The organism is Pseudomonas salomonii (assembly GCF_900107155.1).
Classification (GTDB): domain Bacteria; phylum Pseudomonadota; class Gammaproteobacteria; order Pseudomonadales; family Pseudomonadaceae; genus Aquipseudomonas; species Aquipseudomonas salomonii.
Map to the genome: position 1 here is coordinate 281,316 of NZ_FNOX01000001.1, position 16,627 is coordinate 297,942.

Sequence of the window (16,627 nt, forward strand, 5' to 3'; positions counted from 1 at the left end):
CCCTGAAGTGGCAAGCCTGTAAAAGCTGCCCGAACGAAAACGGCGGTCACCGAGGTTACCGCCGTTCAGGGGATCAGGTAAGGGCTGGTTTATTCTCCGGCTCCGGTTGGGGTTTGACGGTTACTTCAATGCTGGATGGAGCGTTGCTGTCGATCGTATAGGCGCTGTCCAACTCGTTACCCTCTCGTATCGTGAACGTTCTCTTGATCGTTACCTCTACGCCGGGAACGTGTTCTATATCCAGGTCCCCGTTATTGAGGTGCCCTCTGGAAATGATCTGAACCTTGGCCTCGTTCTTGGAACTGTCGTATTCAATGTGATACTGAGTGTCGTCGGCGCCGAAGCGGTAGCCCTCTTGCAGCATCGAGCCATCCGTATTCAACTCGATGATAGCGGGTGCTATGGAGCCCTGATGGGCTACCTCGGAAATGCGGGCGCGCAAGTCGGCGTCAGGGATGGCATCCTCAAACTGTTTCAGCCGTGCTTTCCTGATATTTTCAGCCGAGTCTGCCACGGCATCCAACGGTGCGGTACTCAGCAGCCCGTTTTCGGTGCGTGTGACGATGTAAGTATTACGATTTACATCCAGGACAAAGTTGGGTGAGTACTCGCTGGTACTGTGTTCCGTAACGCGTGCTTTTTCTCCTGGCTCAACGGAAAAATCAGTCTCGTCGATTTTCCAGGACACATTGAAGTTCGATTTGATTTTCCCGTTCTCTTCGTAGTTTCGGGTGGCAAACTCATAGTGCGTCCGTTCATTTATTTTCAAGAATTCATCGACTCTTTCAGCCGCGTTAATTTTTTTTCCCTCCAGATCGAGGAATTGATTGGCAAACGAAGGTGGCGACTTCAGGTCATCACTGAGCGTGGGTGAAGGTGTACGATCCCAGAACCATTTTCCACCACCCTCCACCCCGATTTTTTTCCACACGCCCGCTGCATCAGGCTTGGCAACAATCCCGCTACTCACCAGTTTTGTTGGATCCTTTGGATCTTGCACACGTAACAAGTAACTTGTGCCGTCCAGGGCATCGGGCTTATCGGCTGCGAAATACGCCTTGCCCCTGAACTCCACTTCACGCATTCCCGCAAAGGTCAGGGAAGGCTTATCGGCCGCCGGGACGCTGGGTGCACTCGCTGGTATAGCTGAGCCGGTATCAACATCGTTAGATGTTTGTGATTTTCGCACCAGTTCAAAATCTGTTGTCAGCTCGTTGTAGTTCCAGCTGTAGTGCCCGGATGATGAGGGGTTAACGGCTGTCGGGATGTCGCCAAGGCCGGCCTCTACCACGGCAGGTGTGATTTCGTGCACCAGCTGCAGGCTCGATATCACCGCAGCAGCGGTGCCGCCAACGCGATCTTCGGCGGTCTTGCCATAAATGGAGTCATGAATACCGAAGAAAATGTTGCCCGCATTACCAAGGACGGGCACGTAGCCGAAGGTGCGTCCCCACAACTCTTTGGCTTCCTTCCACGTTTGCTGCGAAGAACCAAATACCTGGGTTTGATCGGCCCACTTTGCATTGTTGGCGTTAATCTCCTGATAATCCCTTGCAATGCCGGATTTCAGGTCTCCAAAATTTAAGTAATAACTTTCTTTGCGCGACTGGGTGTAATTAAATGTCTCCCTGACGGAGACTTGTTTATCGCTGAGAAGGTTATGACGTCCGGGGTAGTGCGCATGATTACCCGCAATCAAGTTGTCGAGGACGGTGCTCGCCGGTGGCCAATGAGCATCTTTCCCACCTTGTTTGTCTTCGCCATTGAAGCTGGCCAGTAGTGCTTCACGATTGTTTTTGGCCCAGCGCGCAAATTCATCATCTCCCTTCAGCTCACTGACCGTACCGTTTTTCAAGTCAATCATCAGGCCTTGATTGGGGCGGGTGTCATAATCGCCGTGATAATTGACATAAGGGATAAACGCATAACCGGCCAGTGGGTAGCCGTATATATTTGGGATGACCACATTGCCGTTCTTGTCGAGCGTGCGATCAATCGCTGCTCGACCTTCAGGTGTCAGCGCTTTATAAATAGCCTTGTCGTTTCGCAGGCTTTGTAAGGTGCCCTTGACGACATAGGCATCGGCTTTGCCCGAGCGCTTTGCCAATGCACCCGACTTGTCGCTCATGGGTTTGGCTATGTCATCTTTCCAGTGGTCTTGAAGCTTTTTGCCCAGGGCCTCCAAATCGTTAATTTTGCTCCGGTCTTCTGGCTTGATTTCCATTGTTTGGAAGTTGAGTAGGCCGCCGGCGGCCGGCCTATCGTGCTTTAGAGCGCCCGCTGCAATCTCCCAAGCAAAATAAGTGCGTGTGTCGGTGTTGGTCTTGACTTCCGGCTTCCATTTTCCAACGTATGAGTTAAATGTTACCGTTATTTTCTCATGTGGATCCAAGCCGGCAGCCAGTAACCCGCCGCTAAAGTAACCGGCAGGTTCCATGAACTGACGAGTCTTCTGGAACCGGATATTGCTTTCACCTTCTTCGCCACTTTCTATGTTCTTGATTTGCGTTACTACACGACCGGCGAAGGCGTCGACCCGCTGTAGGCGCTCCTGTTGCGTATAGCTTGCCGTGGGCGGGGGAACGGTGATTGACCCATAAATCACCCCTTTGGCGAAATCAAGCTCATGGTTGGGGGTTGGGGCGGTGCTCGGTTTTTGCCCCGGGCCTGAAGTTTCCGCTCCTGGACCGGTCAGCGCACTTGGGCGTGTATTTTCCGCTGGCGGCGTGACGACAGGTTTCGGATGTGTATTGGCAGGGTTGGTATAGGGCGACAGCACGGGCGGGCGTATATTCATGATCGGGGCGCTTTACTCATGAGTTATCAACAATAGTTGCATGACGCGAAATATCAGGGCCGGCATTACGCACGCCGCGACATTACGATATGTCATGACTTATGTGGGTTCTGAACACGCTTGTTTTACCTCTGATCGACTTATGTGCTTACGGTTGCGTAATGGCATAAGCCAAAGAGGAAAACTGATTTACTCGTACATCCGCTAAATGGAATTTACGGGTTAGAGTTTGAAAGCATCAGTTGCTCGTAACTGGGTGGTTTAATACTTGCGCAGGGTTCCACGGCGGGCGGGTACGTTGTACGAAAATAACCTTTATAAGGCGCGGCCTACGGCGTTTGGGAAAAAACTGACAGCTCGCCGTCCTCCAAATTAAACAATCAAAAAAAAACGGTGCGAGCCATCAAGGCTGCACCGTTTTTTAATCGTAAGACTTACTGCAGGACTTCAATCACCCCATCAGCACTCATGCTGACCTGGCTGGTGCCCGCTTCCACTTCCGGTGTGGGGGCCGAATCCGCCATGGCTGCCTTCATCATCATGCCGCCACGGGCGTAAGGCATCGGGTAACCGTTGGTGTTGAAGTTCAGGTTGACGATCTTGTAGCCCTTGCCGCCCAGTGCATCGGTGGCCAGTTGCGCGCGGGCCTTGAATGCGGCAACCGCTTCTTTAAGCAACGCGTCTTCGCTGGACTTGCGCGTGGCATCCGCGATGGCGAAGTCCATATTCTCCATTTTCAAGGTATTGAGCAGCTCGCCGGTGAGCTTGGACAGGGCAGGGAAGTCGGCACTTTCCAGGCGCAGTTCGGCGCGCTCACGCCAGCCGGTAATCTTCTGGTTCTTGTTGTCGTAGATCGGGTAGCTGTTACGGCTGCCTTGACGCAGGGTCACAGCCTTGACTTCGCGCGCCTGGCCCAGCGCCTTGTTCATGGTGGTGGTGATTTCTGCGGCGAGTTTGGCCGGGTCGGCGTTTTGCGACTCGGTGTAAAGCGTCACGATCATCTTGTCGCGAGCAACCTCCTGGCTGACCTCGGCGCGCAGGGAAATCTGGTTGTAGTTCAGCCCTTCGGCTGCCAGCGCAGGCAGGCTGGCCAGGGTGGCGACGCCGAGGGTAATAACAGCTGCACTGCGAGTGAAACGAGACATGGAAGCTCCTTGAGGTAGTCGTGTTGGTTAAGACTGTAGACGGTGGCATCGGGTTCTTCGGGTTTACACATTCGCTACAAGTGGTGGTGGTGCCGACGAACGGTCGTTTGGCCGGCCTGCGTCAAAGAGCCACACGCGCCGTGCCAGCGGGTCTGCTTCGTTTATACTCGTGCCGATCCGCCTGCAGCGCTCACCGGGAGAGCTCATGCTCGCCGCCGTAAAACTGACTTCCGCCACACGCCAGAACCTCTGGCGCCTGACGTTCATCCGTACCCTGGTACTGGCCGCACAGGCCGGCTCCGTCGGGCTTGCCTATTGGTTCGACCTGCTGCCGCTGCCGTGGCTGCAACTGGGTGTGACCCTGGCGTTTTCCACGGTGCTGTGCGCGTTCACCGCCATCCGTTTGCGCACTACGTGGCCGGTGACCGAGTTGGAATATGCGCTCCAGTTGGCCTGCGACCTGTTTATCCACAGTGTGTTGCTTTATTTCTCCGGTGGTTCCACCAACCCGTTCGTTTCTTATTACCTGGTGCCACTGACCATCGCCGCCGTGACCTTGCCATGGCGCTACTCGGTGGTGCTGTCGGGAATTGCGCTGACGCTCTATACCTTGCTGCTGGCGCAGTTCTATCCGCTGCAAACCTTTCCCATCGCCCGCGAAAACCTGCAGATCTACGGGATGTGGCTGAGCTTCGCGCTGTCTGCTGCGGTGATCACGTTTTTCGCTGCACGCATGGCCGAAGAACTGCGCCGTCAGGAAGAACTGCGCGCTATTCGCCGCGAAGAAGGCCTGCGCGACCAGCAATTGCTGGCCGTCGCCACTCAAGCCGCCGGCGCCGCCCACGAATTGGGCACACCATTGGCGACCATGAGCGTGCTGCTTAACGAAATGACCCAGGACCATCACGACCCGGTGCTGCAAGAAGACCTCGGTGTGTTGCGCGAACAGGTCAAGCAGTGCAAGCAGACCTTGCAGCAACTGGTGCGCGCGGCCGAAGCCAATCGCCGCCTGGCGGTAGAGATGCAGGACGTGACCCAGTGGCTCGACGAAGCCCTGAACCGCTGGCACCTGATGCGTCCCGAAGCCAGTTACCGTTTTCATCTATTAGGGCAGGGCAGTGTGCCGCGCATGGCGCCGCCGCCGGACCTGACCCAGGCCTTGCTCAACCTGCTGAACAACGCCGCCGACGCTTGCCCCGAAGGCCTGGGCGTACAGCTGGACTGGGACGCGGAAAACGTCACCATCAGTATTCGTGACCACGGCGCGGGCGTGCCGCTGGCCATTGCCGAACAGATCGGCAAACCGTTCTTTACCACCAAGGGCAAAGGCTTCGGCCTCGGCCTGTTTTTGAGCAAGGCCAGCGTGACCCGCGCGGGCGGCTCAGTGAAGCTCTATAGTCATGAGGAAGGTGGCACGCTCACCGAGCTGCGCCTGCCCCGTGTCGCACGAGGAGATATCGATGAGTGACGAGATCCAAGTCGAAGGCGAAGAACTGCCGCACCTGTTGCTGGTAGATGACGACGCCACCTTTACCCGCGTGATGGCGCGCGCCATGAGCCGTCGTGGCTTTCGCGTGAGCACCGCAGGTTCGGCTGAAGAAGGCCTGACCATCGCCCAGGCCGACCTGCCGGACTACGCCGCGCTCGACCTGAAAATGGACGGTGACTCCGGCCTGGTGTTGCTGCCCAAGCTGCTGGAGCTGGACCCGGAAATGCGCGTGGTGATCCTCACCGGTTACTCCAGCATCGCCACCGCCGTCGAGGCCATCAAGCGCGGTGCCTGCAATTACCTGTGCAAGCCGGCCGACGCCGACGACGTGCTGGCTGCCTTGCTCTCCGAGCACGCCGACCTCGACACCCTGGTGCCGGAAAACCCGATGTCGGTGGACCGCCTGCAGTGGGAACACATCCAGCGCGTGCTGACCGAACACGAAGGCAATATCTCCGCTACCGCCCGCGCGTTGGGCATGCACCGACGTACGCTGCAACGCAAGTTGCAGAAACGCCCGGTACGGCGCTGAACAAAGTCTGAACAATCCGCTTCAGGCTGCACGGAGCCCTGAACCGATCGTCTATGATCGGTTCAAACGCCTGTCACATTTTCTTACAGAGCCTGAACGATGAATCAGAACGCTGAGTATTCCGCGGTCAACGACGCGGTGCGTGGGCATTTTTTTCGCCGAACCTGGGCGCTGATAGCGCCTTACTGGCGCAGCGAAGAGAAGGGCAAAGCCTGGGTATTGCTGGCAGCAGTGATTGCTCTTTCGCTGTTCAGTGTGGCCTTTTCGGTCTGGATCAACCATTGGTACAAGGACTTCTACAACGCCCTGGAGAAGAAGGACACGGCCGCCTTCTGGCAACTGATCGGCTATTTCTGCATGCTCGCCGCCGTGGCGATTGTCGCTGCGGTCTACCGCCTGTACTTGACTCAGATGCTGACGATTCGCTGGCGTGCCTGGCTCACCGAAAAGTATTTCGCGCGCTGGCTTAGCCACAAGAACTACTACCAGCTGGAACAGGGCGGTTATACCGATAACCCGGACCAACGTATTTCCGAAGACCTCAATAACTTCACGTCGACGACGTTGAGCTTGAGTCTGGGGCTGCTGCGCAACGTTGTCAGCCTGGTGTCGTTTTCGATCATTCTGTGGGGCGTTTCGGGCAGCATCGAAGTGTTCGGTATCACCATCCCCGGCTACATGTTCTGGTGCGCATTGCTGTATGCCGCCGTCGGCAGTTGGCTGACGCACCTGATCGGTCGTCGTTTGATCGGTCTTAGCAACCAGCAGCAACGTTTCGAAGCAGACTTGCGCTTCTCCATGGTGCGCGTGCGGGAAAATGCCGAAAGCATTGCTTTGTACAATGGCGAGCCAAACGAAAATCAGCGTTTGAGTGCGCGGTTCGGCAAGGTTTGGCACAACTATTGGGACATCATGAAAGTGTCCAAGCGCCTGACCTTCTTCACCGCCGGTTATGAGCAGATCGCAATCGTCTTTGCGTTTATCGTGGCAGCACCGCGCTATTTCTCCGGCAAGATCGAACTGGGCGAGCTGATGCAAATCAACTCCGCATTCGGCAATGTGCAGGGCAATTTCAGCTGGTTTATCACCGCTTACTCCGATTTGGCCAGCTGGCGCGCGACCAGTGACCGTTTGCTGAGCTTCCACCAGGCCATGAGCGAAAACGAGCAACGTGCTCCGGCCATTGATGTGCGCCCGCAAGGCGAGCAACTGGTGGTCAAAGACCTGGGCATGGACCTGGTCGACGGCCGCCATCTGCTCACCGACGCCGACATGACCGTAGAGCCTGGCCAGCGCGTGATGCTCAGTGGGCGTTCCGGTAGCGGCAAAAGTACGTTGCTGCGCGCCATGGGCAACTTGTGGCCGGCGGGCCACGGCAGCATTCGCCTGCCGGCGGCGCGTTATCTGTTCCTGCCGCAAAAGCCTTACTTGCCGATTGGCAGCCTGAAGGCCGTGTTGAGTTATCCACAAGACGACAGCACCTACCCGGCCGAACGTTATGCACAGGTCCTGGAAACCTGCCGCTTGCCCCATCTGGTCAGCCGCCTGGATGAGGCCAACCACTGGCAGCGGATGCTCTCACCCGGTGAGCAGCAGCGTCTGGCCTTTGCCCGTGCCTTGTTGTTCGCGCCGCAGTGGATGTACATGGACGAAGCCACCTCGGCCATGGATGAAGAGGATGAGGCGAGCTTGTATCAAGCGTTGATCGATGAGCTGCCGGGGTTGAGTATCGTCAGTGTCGGCCATCGCAGCAGCCTCAAGCGTTTTCATGGGCGGCATGTGCGGATTGAGGGTGGGCTGTTGCAGGAGCAACCCGTCTCCTGAGGCGAGCTCGATCAAAATGTGGGAGCGGGCTTGCTCGCGAATGCGGTCTGTCAGTTGCAGTTGTTTTGACTGATCCACCGCTTTCGCGAGCAAGCCCGCTCCCACAGTGGATCTCCACTGTTCTTGAGAATAAGCACCCACAAAAAAGCCCGGCTGATCATCGATCAGCCGGGCTTTTTATCGCTTGAAAATAACTTACTTCTTCAAGCCGTAATGCTCGTCCAGCATGCCTGGGGCGTTCGGCGTTTTTGGCGCGTAGTCCCGTGGTGGCTCCTGATTTTCCCGCGGTGGCGTCAAGCGCTCCCGTGGGGCTTGCGGTGCATCGGAATGCAACGCGGCCAGCAGGCGCTGGCGGGTGATGTCGTCGAGGGCGAGGCGGTTGGCGCCATCGGCGAGATGATCCTGTACTTCCTGGTAGCTCTGAGTGAGCTTCTTGACCAGGGTCGCGGTGCTGTTGAAGTGGGTAACAACCTCGTTCTGATAACTGTCAAAACGTTCCTGAATGTCATCCAACTGACGCTGCGTGCGGTTAGGCGCGGCATTCGGCAGCAAGCGGGCAACCAGGAATCCAATGGCGACACCGGCAACCAGGGCAAGAGTCGGCAACAACCAAACTAAGAGCGAGTGTTCCACGAGTCCTTCCTCTATAAACGGCTTTGCTTTACGTTAACGGCTCAAACCTGCGCTGTATACCGCGATTAAGCTCGCAATGATGCCATGCACAGACTTTTAGCTAGACGAGTCGACCCTTTGAGAGGTCACGGAGTTCATTCCTTGCTCATGCGTGAAACCCCCGTTTTGATCGCTGGCCCGGTAGGCCAATTGGAAGCCTTGTACCTGGATCACCCCGAGCCACGTGGCCTGGCGCTGATCTGCCACCCTAACCCGGTGCAAGGTGGCACCATGCTCAATAAAGTCGTTTCGACCCTGCAGCGTACTGCCCGCGATGCTGGTTTGATTACTTTACGTTTCAATTACCGTGGCGTCGGCGCGAGCGCCGGTACTCACGACATGGCCAACGGTGAAGTGGACGATGCCGAAGCGGCGGCTACCTGGCTGCGGGAAAAACACCCCGAGCTGCCGATTACCCTGCTCGGCTTTTCCTTCGGCGGCTATGTCGCGGCCAGCCTCGGTGGCCGCCTGGAAGCCAAGGGCGAAAAGCTTGCGCACCTGTTTATGGTCGCCGCTGCGGTGATGCGCCTGCGTGATAGCGATGTGCTGCCCCAAGGTTGCCCACTGACCCTGATCCAGCCGGAAACCGACGAAGTGGTCGACCCTCAACTGGTCTACGACTGGTCCGCCGCCCTCAAACGCCCCCATGAGCTGCTGAAAGTGGCAGAATGCGGACACTTTTTTCATGGCAAGCTCACCGATCTCAAGGATCTGGTGCTGCCGCGCCTCTCGAATTGATAGCAGTCTGATAAGCGATTACCCATGACGACTCGTACCCGTATCCTCACCGGCATCACCACCACCGGCACGCCGCACCTGGGCAACTACGCCGGTGCGATCCGCCCGGCGATCCTCGCCAGCCAGGACGCGAATGCCGATTCCTTCTACTTCCTGGCCGACTACCACGCCCTGATCAAGTGCGATGACCCGCAGCGCATCCAGCGCTCGCGCATGGAAATCGCCGCGACCTGGCTGGCCGGTGGCCTGGATGTGAACCGGGTGACCTTCTATCGCCAGTCCGACATCCCGGAAATCCCCGAGCTGACCTGGCTGCTGACCTGTGTTGCCGCCAAGGGCCTGCTCAACCGTGCCCATGCCTACAAGGCCTCGGTGGACAAGAACGTCGAAAGCGGTGAAGACCCGGACGCGGGCATCAGCATGGGCCTGTACAGCTACCCGGTGCTGATGGCGGCGGACATCCTGATGTTCAACGCGCACAAGGTGCCGGTGGGCCGTGACCAGATCCAGCACGTGGAAATGGCCCGCGACATCGGCCAGCGTTTCAACCACCTGTTCGGCAACGGTAAAGAATTCTTCACCATGCCCGAGGCGTTGATCGAAGAAAGCGTCGCCACCTTGCCGGGCCTGGATGGCCGCAAGATGTCCAAGAGCTACGACAACACCATCCCGTTGTTCACCAGCGCCAAGGACATGAAGGACGCCATCTCGCGGATCGTCACCGACTCGCGCGCGCCCGGCGAAGCCAAGGACCCGGACAACTCGCACCTGTTCACCTTGTTCCAGGCATTTGCCAGCAAGGCTCAGGAACAAGAGTTCCGCGCCGAGCTGCTGCAAGGCCTGGGCTGGGGCGAAGCGAAGAACCGCCTGTTCCAACTGCTCGACAGCCAACTGAGCGAGCCGCGCGAGCGTTACCACCAGTTGATGTCGCGCCCCTCGGACATGGAAGACCTGCTGCTGATCGGCGCCAAGAAAGCCCGCGCCGTGGCCGCACCGTTCCTTGCCGAGCTGCGTGAAGCCGTGGGCCTGCGCTCGTTCGTCAACCAGGGCGCCGCGCCGGTGGCGGCCAAGAAGAAAGCCGCGAAAGCTGCGCGATTTGTAAGCTTTCGTGAAGACGACGGTAGTTTCCGCTTCCGCCTGCTGTCGGCCGAGGGCGAGCAATTGCTGTTGTCGCGCAATTTTGCCGATGGCAAAACAGCGGGCGCAGTGACCAAGCAACTGCAAAACGGCGACGCGCTTGATCTACGTACTGAGGCCACAGGCTTCAGCGTATGGCTGGACGGTGCGGCCGTGGCCGATAGCGCTGACTTTGCCGACGAAACGTCGCGCGATGCAGCCATCGCCGCCTTGCGCGTTGCGTTGACCCCCATCGAGGATTAACCCGACCAAGGGTTGATTGCCATTATCCAGGGCCGTCGTTACAGTGACGGCCCGTTTTTGTTGCCTTGCTAACGAAATTATGACGCCCCTAGAACGATATCAAGCTGATCTGAAACGCCCTGAGTTCTTCCATGACGCGGCCCAGGAAAATGCGGTGCGTCATTTGCAGCGCCTGTACGACGACCTGGTCGCGGCCTCGCACAACAAGCCAGGGATGTTCAGCAAGCTGTTTGGCAAGAAAGACCACACGCCGGTCAAAGGCCTGTACTTCTGGGGTGGCGTGGGCCGTGGCAAGACCTACCTGGTCGACACCTTCTTCGAAGCACTGCCCTTTAAGGAAAAGGTGCGTACGCACTTTCACCGCTTCATGAAGCGTGTGCACGAAGAAATGAAGACGCTGCCGGGCGAGAAAAACCCGCTGACCATCATCGCCAAGCGCTTCTCCGACGAGGCGCGGGTCATCTGCTTCGATGAGTTCTTCGTCTCCGACATCACCGACGCCATGATCCTCGGTACCCTGATGGAAGAGCTGTTCAAGAACGGCGTGACCCTGGTCGCCACCTCGAACATCGTGCCTGACGGCTTGTACAAGGACGGCCTGCAACGTGCGCGCTTTCTGCCGGCCATCGCGCTGATCAAGCAGAACACCGAGATCGTCAACGTCGACAGCGGTGTCGACTACCGTCTGCGTCACCTTGAGCAGGCTGAACTGTTCCACTTCCCGCTGAACGAAGCGGCGCATGAAAGCCTGAAAAAAAGCTTCCGCGCGCTGACGCCGGAATGCACCCAGGCGGTGGAAAACGACAAGCTGATGATCGAGAACCGCGAAATCATCGCCCTGCGTACCTGCGATGACGTGGCCTGGTTCGAATTTCGCCAGCTGTGCGACGGCCCGCGTAGCCAGAACGACTACATCGAGTTGGGCAAGATCTTCCACGCGGTGATCTTGAGCGGCGTGGAGCAGATGAGCGTTACTACCGATGACATCGCGCGGCGGTTCATCAACATGGTCGATGAGTTCTACGACCGTAACGTCAAGCTGATCATCTCGGCGGAAGTCGAGCTCAAGGACCTCTACACGGGCGGTCGCTTGAATTTCGAATTCCAGCGCACCCTGAGCCGCTTGCTGGAAATGCAATCCCACGAGTTCCTGTCGCGTGGGCACAAGCCGTAAGCGATGGGCATGAGATGACCAAGGCCTGCAGTGATGCAGGCCTTTTTTATGGGGGTGTCCAGAGCAATGGAGATCGCTTGTGGGAGCCGGGCTTGCCCGCGATGGCGGTGTGTCAGTAGCAAGTGTATCCGCTGATATACCGCTATCGCAGGCAAGCCAGCTCCCACATGGGACTGTGTACACCCGGGCTCAAGCGGCTTGCTGGAACTGCTGCCGATACTGGTTTGGCGACAGCTCGGTATGCTGCCGGAACAGCCGCGCAAAGAAGCTCGCATCGTCGTACCCCACCTCATAGCTGATGGTCTTGATGCTCTTGCGGCTGCCCGAGAGCAAACCTTTGGCCGTCTCGATGCGCAGCCGTTGCAGGTAATGCAGCGGCTTGTCACCCGTGGCCGTCTGGAAGCGGCGCATGAAGTTGCGAATGCTCATGCCGTGCTCCCGGGCGACGTCTTCGAAGCGGAACTTGTCGGCAAAGTGCTCTTCCAGCCAGTGCTGGATCTGCAGGATGATCACGTCCTGGTGCAGCTTCTGCCCGCCAAAACCGATGCGCCCTGGCGCGTAGTTGCGCTGCACTTCGTAAAGGATGTCGCGGGCCACCGCCTGGGCGATGTTGGCGCCGCAGAAGCGCTCGATCAGATAGATGTAAAGGTCGCACGCCGAGGTGGTGCCGCCGGCGCAGTACAGGTTGTCGGCGTCGGTGAGGTGCTTGTCCTGGTTGAGCTGCACCTTGGGGAAACGCTCGCTGAAGGCGTTGAAGAAGCGCCAGTAAGTGGTCGCCTCTTTACCATCGAGCAGCCCGGCTTCGGCCAGCCAGAACACGCCGGTGGCTTCGCCGCACAGCACCGCGCCACGCGCATGTTGTTCGCGCAACCAGGGCAGCACTTGCGGGTAGCGGGTGCACAGGGCTTCGAAGTCATCCCAGAAGGCCGGCAACACGATGATGTCGGCGTTTTCCAGGCCGCCGTCCACCGGCATGATCACATCGCTGAAGCTGCGTACCGACTGCCCGTCGGGGCTTACCAGGCGCGTTTCGAATGCCGGAGTCAGGCCCAGGCCTTGCTGTTTGCCATAACGCAGGCTGGCGAGGTGGAAGAAATCCTTGGCTTGCATGAGGGTGGAAGCGAATACCCGATCAATGGCCAAAATGCTGACGCGCCGCAAGGGCGTGGAGATTTGGTTAGACATAATTTCATTTATTCTTATAGGGGAAAGTGGTCACCAGACGGCTGGATCGTCTTATTTTTTGTCGCATGTGTCCAGTGTCCTGTGACGCCTTCGCGGCATAGGCTCTGTGGTCTGGTCTTTGTCCGACAATCCACGCAGGTGACCCATGATCCCCAGAACCTTGTTCAGCTCGGAGCACGAACTCTTCCGCGAGAGCGTGCGCACCTTCCTTGAAAAGCACGCCGCGCCGTTTCATGGGCAGTGGGAAAAGCAGGGCTATATCGACCGTAACCTGTGGAGCAAGGCGGGGGAGGCGGGGATGCTGTGTTCGCACTTGCCGGAAGAATACGGCGGGCTGGGCGCGGACTTTTTATACAGCGCCGTGGTGATCGAAGAGATCAGCCGCCTGGGCCTTACCGGCATCGGTTTTTCCTTGCATTCGGACATCGTCGCGCCCTACATCCTGCATTACGGCAGTGAGGCGCTGAAGCAAAAGTACCTGCCAAAATTGATCTCCGGCGAGATGGTCACGGCCATCGCCATGACCGAGCCGGGTGCCGGTTCGGACCTGCAAGGTGTGAAGACCACCGCCGTGCCGGATGGTGATGAGTACGTGATCAACGGCTCCAAAACCTTTATCACCAATGGCTACCTCGCCGAGTTGGTGATCGTGGTGGCCAAGACCGACCCCAAGGCCGGCGCCAAGGGCACCAGCCTGTTTCTGGTGGAAGCCGATACGCCAGGCTTCGACAAGGGCAAGCGCCTGGAGAAGGTCGGTATGAAGGCCCAGGACACCTCGGAGCTGTTCTTTCAGGATGTACGCGTGCCCAAGGAAAACCTGCTCGGCCAGGCAGGCATGGGCTTCGCGTATTTGATGCAGGAACTGCCGCAGGAGCGCCTGACGGTGGCGATTGGCGCGCTGTCATCCGCCGAAGCTGCGCTGGCGTGGACCCTGGACTACACCCGCGAGCGCAAGGCGTTCGGCAAGGCGATTGCCGACTTTCAGAATACCCGCTTCAAGCTGGCGGAGATGGCCACCGAGATTCAGATCGGCCGCGTGTTTGTCGATAAATGCATGGCGCTGCACCTGGAAGGCAAGCTCGACGTGCCCACTGCCGCGATGGCCAAGTACTGGGCCACGGACCTGCAATGCAAGGTGCTCGACGAGTGCGTGCAGTTGCACGGTGGCTACGGCTTCATGTGGGAATACCCGATTGCGCGGGCCTGGGCGGATGCGCGGGTGCAGCGCATTTATGCGGGGACCAATGAGATCATGAAGGAGATTATTGCGCGGGCGCTTTGACGCCCATCGGATCATTCCCACGCTCTGCGTGGGAATGCATCCGGTGACGCTCTGCGTCATACCTTCAAGCGCGGACGCGGAGCGTCCAGGGCGGCATTCCCACGCAGAGCGTGGGAACGATCATAGCTATCTACAAATCAATCAAGGCGCAGGGTTCGGATGATCCTTCTGAATCGCCTCAATCCCGTCCAGCACTTCCTTGGACAGCTTCAAGTCAGCACTGGCAATGTTGCTGTCCAATTGCTCCAGGCTCGTGGCGCCAATAATATTGCTGGTCACAAACGGCTGCTGTGTCACAAACGCCAGGGCCATCTGCGCCGGGTCCAGGCCATGTTCCCGCGCCAGGGCCACATAACGGCTGCACGCGGCTTCCGACTGCGGGTTGAAGTAGCGGCTGAAACGGCTGTACTCGGTCAGGCGCGCCTTGGCCGGGCGTGCGCCATTTTCGTATTTGCCGCTGAGCATGCCGAAGGCCAGCGGTGAATAGGCCAGCAAGCCGCATTGCTCGCGAATCGCCACTTCCGCCAAACCCACCTCAAAGCTGCGGTTGAGCAGGTTGTAGGGGTTCTGGATCGACACGGCGCGGGTCCAGCCACGGGCTTCGGCCAGGGCCAGGAACTTCATGGTGCCCCACGGGGTTTCATTGGACAGGCCGATATGGCGGATCTTGCCGGCCTTGACCTGTTCGTCCAGCGCTTCGAGGGTTTCTTCCAGCGGGGTCAGGTCGTCTTCGTCCTTGTGCTTGTAGCTCAGTTGGCCAAAGAAGTTGGTGCTGCGCTCCGGCCAGTGCAGCTGGTAGAGGTCGATCCAATCGGTTTGCAGGCGCTTGAGGCTGGCATCCAGGGCGTCGACGATGTGCTTGCGGTTGTGGCGCAGGTGGCCGTCGCGGATGTAGTCGATGGTATTGCCGGGGCCGGCGATCTTGCTGGCGAGGATCCAGTCGGCACGGTCGCCGCGGCTCTTGAAGTAATTACCGATATAACGCTCGGTGGTGGCATAGGTGTCGGCCTTGGGCGGCACCGGGTACATTTCGGCGGTGTCGAGGAAGTTGATCCCTGCGGCCTTGGCCCGTTCGATCTGTGCGAAGGCCTCTGCCTCGCTGTTCTGCTCACCCCAGGTCATGGTGCCCAAGGCGATCGCGCTTACGTTCAGATCGGTGCGGCCCAGCTGTCGATAATCCATCGGGTACTCCTTCGGGGAAAACAATCATAAAAGCAGGTTGAATTTTTTTTCGCAATCTGCATAATTGCCCACCTCTTTCTGCAGTGGAAGTGATGCGCCGCCTGCCGAAGAATCTTGCCGTTGAACGGACGCGCCGACCCGAGCCCCCGATAGCGTCTGTATCCGGCTGCCTTTGACTTGTCAAAGTACGCACTATTCAGTAAGATCCGCCGTCTAATTTACAGGGCGGCCCCTGAGGCTATTAAAGAATGACAACTTTTACTGCAAAACCGGAAACAGTTCAGCGCGACTGGTTTGTCGTCGACGCCGCTGGTCAGACCCTGGGTCGTCTGGCCACTGAAGTCGCCAGCCGTCTGCGTGGCAAGCACAAGCCTGAGTACACCCCTCACGTTGACACCGGTGACTACATTGTCATCATCAACGCCGAGCAGGTACGTGTTACCGGCAACAAAGCGCAAGACAAAATGTACTACCGTCACTCCGGTTTCCCAGGCGGTATCAAGTCTTCGAACTTCGAAGGCCTGATCTCCAAGAAGCCTGAAGCCCCGATCGAAATCGCGGTCAAAGGTATGCTGCCTAAGGGCCCACTGGGTCGCGATATGTTTCGCAAGCTGAAAGTCTATGCGGGCGCTGTACACCCTCATGCTGCTCAGCAGCCCCAAGAACTGAAGTTTTAACGGAATAGTTCATTATGTCGGCGACTCAAAATTACGGCACTGGCCGTCGCAAAACCGCTACCGCTCGCGTTTTCCTGCGTCCGGGTACTGGTAACATCTCGATCAACAACCGCACTCTGGAAAATTTCTTCGGTCGCGAAACTGCCCGCATGGTAGTTCGTCAGCCGCTGGAACTGACCGAGACTGTTGAAAAGTTCGACATCTACGTCACCGTTATCGGTGGCGGTGTAAGTGGTCAAGCTGGCGCAATCCGCCACGGTATCACTCGCGCTCTGATGCAGTACGACGAAACCCTGCGTGGCGCTCTGCGCAAAGCTGGCTTCGTAACTCGCGATGCTCGTGAAGTAGAACGTAAGAAAGTCGGTCTGCGTAAAGCGCGTAAGCGTCCGCAGTACTCGAAGCGTTAATTCGCTTTACGTTCCACAAAAACGCCCAACTCCTCACGGAGCTGGGCGTTTTTTATTGCCTGCGATTTATGCATAAATTTCGCCGTGACAACTTGCCACATCCGTAGACCCCCTATACTACAAGGCCTGGAGGCTGAGCCCAG

At 58.0% G+C, this 16,627-nt stretch carries 14 protein-coding genes and 1 pseudogene; 10 read left to right on the plus strand and 5 right to left on the minus strand.

The window, feature by feature from the left end; genetic code table 11:
• Window positions 1-73: 73 nt before the first annotated feature.
• Window positions 74-2,797: a hypothetical protein gene (locus tag BLV67_RS01420; protein ID WP_244160687.1), complete on the minus strand. Its 2,724-nt coding sequence runs from the start codon at window positions 2,795-2,797 to the stop codon at window positions 74-76.
• Window positions 2,798-3,231: 434 nt separating this feature from the next.
• Window positions 3,232-3,942, minus strand: a complete 711-nt coding sequence (locus BLV67_RS01425; protein WP_065911593.1) for an SIMPL domain-containing protein — start codon at window positions 3,940-3,942, stop codon at window positions 3,232-3,234.
• Window positions 3,943-4,147: 205 nt separating this feature from the next.
• Here BLV67_RS01425 and BLV67_RS01430 point away from each other — a divergent pair, with 205 nt between their 5' ends.
• The 4 genes and pseudogenes from BLV67_RS01430 to BLV67_RS33590 all read left to right on the plus strand — a co-directional run bounded on the left by BLV67_RS01430 (window position 4,148) and on the right by BLV67_RS33590 (window position 7,787).
• Window positions 4,148-5,410 (plus strand): ATP-binding protein, encoded by a 1,263-nt coding sequence (locus BLV67_RS01430; RefSeq protein WP_017138277.1) that lies wholly within the window; start codon window positions 4,148-4,150, stop codon window positions 5,408-5,410.
• Window positions 5,403-5,963, plus strand: coding sequence for a response regulator transcription factor (locus tag BLV67_RS01435; protein ID WP_003171731.1), 561 nt, complete (start codon window positions 5,403-5,405; stop codon window positions 5,961-5,963). Before BLV67_RS01430 ends, BLV67_RS01435 begins: the two co-directional genes overlap by 8 nt.
• 99 nt (window positions 5,964-6,062) lie before the next feature.
• Window positions 6,063-7,103: pseudogene (locus tag BLV67_RS33585) on the plus strand (ABC transporter ATP-binding protein/permease); the annotation flags it as partial.
• Window positions 7,104-7,193: 90 nt separating this feature from the next.
• Window positions 7,194-7,787: an ATP-binding cassette domain-containing protein gene (locus BLV67_RS33590; protein ID WP_425272294.1), complete on the plus strand. Its 594-nt coding sequence runs from the start codon at window positions 7,194-7,196 to the stop codon at window positions 7,785-7,787.
• 195 nt (window positions 7,788-7,982) lie between these two features.
• Here BLV67_RS33590 and BLV67_RS01445 read toward each other — a convergent pair whose 3' ends face one another.
• Complete coding sequence (locus BLV67_RS01445; RefSeq protein ID WP_017138275.1) at window positions 7,983-8,420, minus strand: Z-ring associated ZapG family protein; 438 nt, start codon at window positions 8,418-8,420, stop codon at window positions 7,983-7,985.
• A 147-nt stretch (window positions 8,421-8,567) separates the two neighbouring features.
• On the opposite strand from BLV67_RS01445, the gene BLV67_RS01450 reads away from it, so the two are divergent.
• From BLV67_RS01450 to zapE, 3 genes are all read left to right on the plus strand, one after another.
• Window positions 8,568-9,197: an alpha/beta hydrolase gene (locus BLV67_RS01450; protein WP_065911589.1), complete on the plus strand. Its 630-nt coding sequence runs from the start codon at window positions 8,568-8,570 to the stop codon at window positions 9,195-9,197.
• A 24-nt stretch (window positions 9,198-9,221) separates the two neighbouring features.
• Window positions 9,222-10,577 carry a tryptophan--tRNA ligase gene (locus tag BLV67_RS01455; protein ID WP_065911587.1) on the plus strand — a complete coding sequence of 452 codons (1,356 nt, stop codon included), beginning with the start codon at window positions 9,222-9,224 and terminating at the stop codon, window positions 10,575-10,577.
• Window positions 10,578-10,656: 79 nt separating this feature from the next.
• Entirely contained in the window at window positions 10,657-11,751 is a 1,095-nt protein-coding gene (zapE, locus tag BLV67_RS01460; protein ID WP_065911585.1) for a cell division protein ZapE, read from the plus strand.
• Window positions 11,752-11,940: 189 nt separating this feature from the next.
• Here the strand turns inward: zapE and BLV67_RS01465 are convergent, their stop codons facing one another.
• Window positions 11,941-12,861: a GlxA family transcriptional regulator gene (locus tag BLV67_RS01465; protein ID WP_170875816.1), complete on the minus strand. Its 921-nt coding sequence runs from the start codon at window positions 12,859-12,861 to the stop codon at window positions 11,941-11,943.
• A gap of 220 nt (window positions 12,862-13,081) precedes the next feature.
• On the opposite strand from BLV67_RS01465, the gene BLV67_RS01470 reads away from it, so the two are divergent.
• Window positions 13,082-14,218, plus strand: coding sequence for an acyl-CoA dehydrogenase family protein (locus BLV67_RS01470; RefSeq protein WP_069786064.1), 1,137 nt, complete (start codon window positions 13,082-13,084; stop codon window positions 14,216-14,218).
• Between the two features lie 141 nt (window positions 14,219-14,359).
• Here BLV67_RS01470 and BLV67_RS01475 read toward each other — a convergent pair whose 3' ends face one another.
• Window positions 14,360-15,400, minus strand: a complete 1,041-nt coding sequence (locus BLV67_RS01475) for an NADP(H)-dependent aldo-keto reductase (RefSeq protein ID WP_065911578.1) — start codon at window positions 15,398-15,400, stop codon at window positions 14,360-14,362.
• A gap of 248 nt (window positions 15,401-15,648) precedes the next feature.
• On the opposite strand from BLV67_RS01475, the gene rplM reads away from it, so the two are divergent.
• Window positions 15,649-16,077 (plus strand): 50S ribosomal protein L13, encoded by a 429-nt coding sequence (gene rplM / locus BLV67_RS01480; RefSeq protein ID WP_003171742.1) that lies wholly within the window; start codon window positions 15,649-15,651, stop codon window positions 16,075-16,077.
• Window positions 16,078-16,091: 14 nt separating this feature from the next.
• Window positions 16,092-16,484: a 30S ribosomal protein S9 gene (gene rpsI / locus BLV67_RS01485; RefSeq protein ID WP_003216038.1), complete on the plus strand. Its 393-nt coding sequence runs from the start codon at window positions 16,092-16,094 to the stop codon at window positions 16,482-16,484.
• Window positions 16,485-16,627 lie beyond the last annotated feature (143 nt).